Origin of the sequence: Streptomyces sp. HSW2009, assembly GCF_040240285.1 — a bacterium.
GTDB lineage: Bacteria > Actinomycetota > Actinomycetes > Streptomycetales > Streptomycetaceae > Streptomyces.
In genome coordinates this window covers 1-3,902 of sequence record NZ_JBEHZD010000647.1, presented here as the reverse complement: position 1 = coordinate 3,902, position 3,902 = coordinate 1, and the positions used below count along the sequence as shown (strand labels likewise).

Annotated in this window: 7 protein-coding genes; 3 read left to right on the top strand and 4 right to left on the bottom strand. The window is 70.8% G+C overall.

Annotation, left to right across the window (positions count from 1 at the left end; translation table 11 throughout):
• Nucleotides 1–213 precede the first annotated feature (213 nt).
• From AAHZ94_RS30115 to AAHZ94_RS30100, 4 genes are all read right to left on the bottom strand, one after another.
• Nucleotides 214–690 (bottom strand): MarR family winged helix-turn-helix transcriptional regulator, encoded by a 477-nt coding sequence (locus AAHZ94_RS30115; RefSeq protein WP_349996894.1) that lies wholly within the window; start codon nucleotides 688–690, stop codon nucleotides 214–216.
• Between the two features lie 90 nt (nucleotides 691–780).
• On the bottom strand, nucleotides 781–1,479 hold the full coding sequence (locus AAHZ94_RS30110; RefSeq protein ID WP_349996893.1) for an AIM24 family protein: 699 nt from the start codon (nucleotides 1,477–1,479) through the stop codon (nucleotides 781–783).
• Nucleotides 1,476–2,126: an AIM24 family protein gene (locus AAHZ94_RS30105; RefSeq protein WP_349996892.1), complete on the bottom strand. Its 651-nt coding sequence runs from the start codon at nucleotides 2,124–2,126 to the stop codon at nucleotides 1,476–1,478. Before AAHZ94_RS30105 ends, AAHZ94_RS30110 begins: the two co-directional genes overlap by 4 nt.
• Nucleotides 2,126–2,764, bottom strand: a complete 639-nt coding sequence (locus AAHZ94_RS30100; protein ID WP_349996891.1) for an AIM24 family protein — start codon at nucleotides 2,762–2,764, stop codon at nucleotides 2,126–2,128. Before AAHZ94_RS30100 ends, AAHZ94_RS30105 begins: the two co-directional genes overlap by 1 nt.
• 189 nt (nucleotides 2,765–2,953) lie before the next feature.
• Here AAHZ94_RS30100 and AAHZ94_RS30095 point away from each other — a divergent pair, with 189 nt between their 5' ends.
• From AAHZ94_RS30095 to AAHZ94_RS30085, 3 genes are all read left to right on the top strand, one after another.
• On the top strand, nucleotides 2,954–3,298 hold the full coding sequence (locus AAHZ94_RS30095; protein ID WP_349996890.1) for a DUF3817 domain-containing protein: 345 nt from the start codon (nucleotides 2,954–2,956) through the stop codon (nucleotides 3,296–3,298).
• Nucleotides 3,295–3,591: an MTH1187 family thiamine-binding protein gene (locus AAHZ94_RS30090; protein WP_349996889.1), complete on the top strand. Its 297-nt coding sequence runs from the start codon at nucleotides 3,295–3,297 to the stop codon at nucleotides 3,589–3,591. The genes AAHZ94_RS30095 and AAHZ94_RS30090 overlap by 4 nt, the downstream gene beginning before the upstream one ends.
• A 116-nt stretch (nucleotides 3,592–3,707) precedes the next feature.
• Nucleotides 3,708–3,902 (top strand): hypothetical protein (locus AAHZ94_RS30085; RefSeq protein WP_349996888.1); only part of this gene is annotated, 195 nt, incomplete at its 3' end.

Sequence of the window (3,902 nt, the reverse complement as noted above, 5' to 3'; positions counted from 1 at the left end):
GGGGGGGGGGGGGGGGGGGGGGGGGGGGGGGGGGGGCCCGGGGGGGGGGGCCCGGGGGGGGCCCCGGGGGGGGGGGGGGCGGGGGGGCCCCCGGTCGGGCCCTGCGCGGCGGGCGCCACCCGGGACAGTCCTGTGCAGCCAGGTGCAGCTCTGCTCGGCTAGACCCAGCCCGGTGCAGCCCTGCTCAACCCAGCACAGACCGGAAAGCGCTGGTCAGCCGGTCTTGCGGCGGGTGCGCAGATGTTCGGCGACGGGCGCGAGCGCACTGTGCAGCGCGTCGATGCCCTGGGCGCCCAGCAGGTCGATGAAGTGCTGCCGCACCGAGGCGACGTGGTGCGGGGCGACCTCGCGCATGGTCTCCCAACCGCGGTCGGTGAGCACCGCGTACAACCCGCGGCGGTCCGACTCGCAGTTCTCGCGCCGGACCAGGCCCGCGTTCTCCATGCGGGTGATCTGGTGGGACAGGCGGCTCTTGGACTGCAAGGTGGCGGCGGCGAGGTCGCTCATCCGCATCTTGTGGTCCGCGGACTCGGAGAGGTTCACCAGGATCTCGTAGTCGTTGTTCGTCAGGCCGAACGGCTGGAGGTCCCGTTCGAGCTGGTGCATGAGCAGACGACTGACGTCCAGGTGCGCGCGCCAGGCGCGCTGTTCCTCGTCGCTGAGCCAGTTGGTGCCGTTCTCGGTCTCCATGTGAGCGATTCTACCTAGAGAAGTTGAATTCTGAACCAATGGATCTATGCGGCTGCTTGAGGTCACGCGTTCGACGTTACACTCCGCAGGCTATCGATCACGAACCGGTACCCCTGCCTGGTCGGGGGAGGCGCCGGTGGCGATCTCGGCCATCAGTTGCTCGGTCGACTGGAGGAGCACGGTGCCCGCTCCCACGAACTCAAACTGATGCTCCTCGCCCGAGGTTCCGCCGAATCCCGTATGCGCCCTGATGCCACCCAGAAAGCCCTGGAGGTACGCGTGGTCGTAGTGGTGGCAGGGCGAGGGGCAGTCGGCCCAGCCCACCAGCGCCTGCGGGTCCACCCGCAGCGGCGGCTCCATGAAGACCACCGGGCCGTTGGAGGCGGCCACGAAGGTCCCGGTGCCGATCAGCGTCAGGAAGCCGGGCACGATCGACTGCTTCAGCGACAGGGAGGGCTGGAAGGCCAGCAGGTTGCCGGACCTGATCGTCAGGTTGCCGTCGTCGAGGTCGTACGAATTGACGTCGAAGGCCCGGTCGGCCAGCACCATCTTCCCGCGCCCCTCGGCCACCACCCAGTCCGCCGCGTGCAGCGGGGAGTGGAAGCTGCGGGCGATCAGCCGGTCGAGCCGGCCGAGCCCCACGCCGTGGAAGTCGATGTCGCCGTAGTAGGCGATCATCTTGCCCTTCTGGAGGAACCACTGGCCGTCCAGGGCGACGCTGAACGCGTACGCGTTGACGTTGTCGCTGGCGGGCAGCGAGTGCGCGTCGAAGACGACGGGGCCGGTCATAGCTTCTCCTCGGACGCCTGGACGTACACGGTTCCGGTGCCGGACAGGACGAGTTGGAAGCCCTCGCCCGAGCCGCGACCGACGAGTTCGCGCCAGCCGATGGCGGTGGTGAGCTTGTTGCGGACCTGGCCGCGGTGGGCCACGTACGCCTGTGGGTCCACATGGATGTCGCGGCCCGGCGCGATCGGCAGTTCGATCACCCCGCCGTGCGCCATCACCGCCACCGAGCCGTGCCCCTCCAGCGTGGTGGTGAACAGGCCCTGTCCGGTGACCTGGCCGCGCACCATGCCCATCACACCGCCCTGCGAACCCATGAACATCGTCCCCTGTCGCAGCGTCCCGTCGAACGCGAGCAGCCGATCGGCCTCCACGTACAGCGTCTCGCCGGCCAGATCCACCACGTGCACGTGGTGGCCGCCGTGCCCGAACAGCACCGAGCCGCTGCCCTCCACCGTCATCAGCGGCGTCGCCTCGTTCGCCACCCGGCGGCCGATCATCGACATCACCCCGCCCTGCCCGCCGGTGATGCTGGGCGTGAACGACACCTCGCCGCGGTAGGCGAGCATCGCGCCGCGCTGGCTGAACATGGTCTGCCCGGGCGCGACCACGGCCTCCACCATGCGCGAGTTGAGCACCTTGAACGGCATCAGACCTCGCCCCCGACCGTGTTGCGCTCACTGGGCTGCACGTACACCAGGCCGTCGCCCTCGAAGCGGATCTGGAACGCCTCGCCCGAGCTCTCGCCTATGAAGCTGCGGAAGTTCACGCCCGACTGGAAGTGCTGCTGGAGGTGGCCGGTGTGGGCGACGTACGCGCCCGGGTCGACCCGCAGCGGATAGTCGGGCGTCACCCGCAGCACGACCGCCTGCCCGTCCGAGACCAGCGCGGCCTGGCCGCTGCCCTCCACGGTGGTGGTGAACAGGCCGTTGCCCTGCGAGGCGCCGCGCAGCCCGGTGAAGGTGGTGCCGGTGCGCAGCGCGCCGTCGGTGCACAGCAGGTTGCTGGCCTCCACGTACAGCTTCTCGCCGTGCAGCGTGACCAGGTTGATCTCGCTGGCCCGGTCGGCGAAGTAGCAGGTGCCCTGTCCCTTGACCTCCATGACCTCCATCTGTTCGCCGGTGAGCCGCCGGGTGACCATGCCCCGTAGACCCTCCCCGCCACCGGTCTTCTTCTTGAAGGTCATCTCGCCGTCGTACGCCACCATCGAGCCCTTCTTGGCCTTGACGGTGTCGCCGGTCAGATCGACGGCGAGGACCTTGCTCCCCTGGAGCCGAAAGTGAGCCACGGCCTGACGCTATCGCCCACCGCCCGGCGCCGGACAGATCCCGACCGATCGCCGGACCACGGACCCCCGAGCAGTGATCGTCCAGGTAACTGTCACAATGGCAGAGCTTGTGAAGGCGGGCACAAGGGGTGTCCGCGCCCGCCGTCGCAACACGGTCCTCCCGCCTCCTCAACCCCTGAAGGTGCCCCCGTGGACATCAAGACCGCCTCCGCCCTGCGCCGGCTCCGCCTGGTCTCCGCGCCGGAGGCCATCTCCTTCCTGATCCTCATCCTCTGCTCGGTCCTCAAGCGCACCACGGACTTCAACGCGGTGCCGGTCATGGGCATGGTGCACGGCGTCCTGTTCGTGCTGTACGTGATCTTCTGGGCCGACTCCTGGAGCCGCACCCGCTGGTCGCTGCGCACCGCCGCCCTCTACTTCGTCCTGTCCGTGCTGCCCACCGGCGGCTTCTTCGCCGAGCGCAAGCTCAAGCGCGAGGTGGAGGCCGGGGTCATCGCCGCCCGGGCCCGCAAGGAAGGCATCGTCAACGCATGATCGTCGCCTTCTCCGTCACCCCGCTCGGCGTCGGTGAGGACGTCGGTTCCTACGTCGCCGACGCCGTGCGCGTGGTCCGTGCATCGGGCCTGCCGCACCGTACGGACGCCATGTTCACCTCCATCGAGGGCGAGTGGGACGAGGTCATGGACGTCGTCAAGCGCGCCGTAGCCGCGGTCGAGGCCCGCGCCCCGCGGGTCAGCCTGGTCCTCAAGGCCGATGTCAGGCCCGGCGTGGTGGACGGTCTGACCTCCAAGGTGGAGACCGTCGAGCGCCACCTGGCTGAGGGCTGACGGCTCAGCCCCCCTCGTCTGACGACTCAGCCCCGCCCTGCCCCGGCCGGCATGGATGCGGCCGGGGTGGAGCCCGGGGGCGGTGCTCCGGGTCGCGAGGGGCGGAGCTAGTCGGAATGGCCCAGGCCCCGGCGGGGCGGAGCCAGGCCGAGCTGTCCCGGCCGCGGCGGGGGGGGGCGGGGCCGCGCCGGCCCCCCCCCCGCCGCCGGGCCCCCCCCCCCGGGGCGGGCCCGGGGGGGGGGGGGGCGCCGGGCCCGGCCCGGGCCGACGACGCCAAGGCCCTGGACCGACTGCCCGGCGCGCCGGTCCTC

Excerpts from the sequence above, each read along its gene's own strand:
- AAHZ94_RS30115 (WP_349996894.1), bottom strand. The coding sequence starts at position 690 with ATGGAGACCGAGAACGGCACCAACTGGCTCAGCGACGAGGAACAGCGC.
- AAHZ94_RS30110 (WP_349996893.1), bottom strand. The coding sequence starts at position 1,479 with ATGACCGGCCCCGTCGTCTTCGACGCGCACTCGCTGCCCGCCAGCGAC.
- AAHZ94_RS30105 (WP_349996892.1), bottom strand. The coding sequence starts at position 2,126 with ATGCCGTTCAAGGTGCTCAACTCGCGCATGGTGGAGGCCGTGGTCGCG.
- AAHZ94_RS30090 (WP_349996889.1), top strand. The coding sequence starts at position 3,295 with ATGATCGTCGCCTTCTCCGTCACCCCGCTCGGCGTCGGTGAGGACGTC.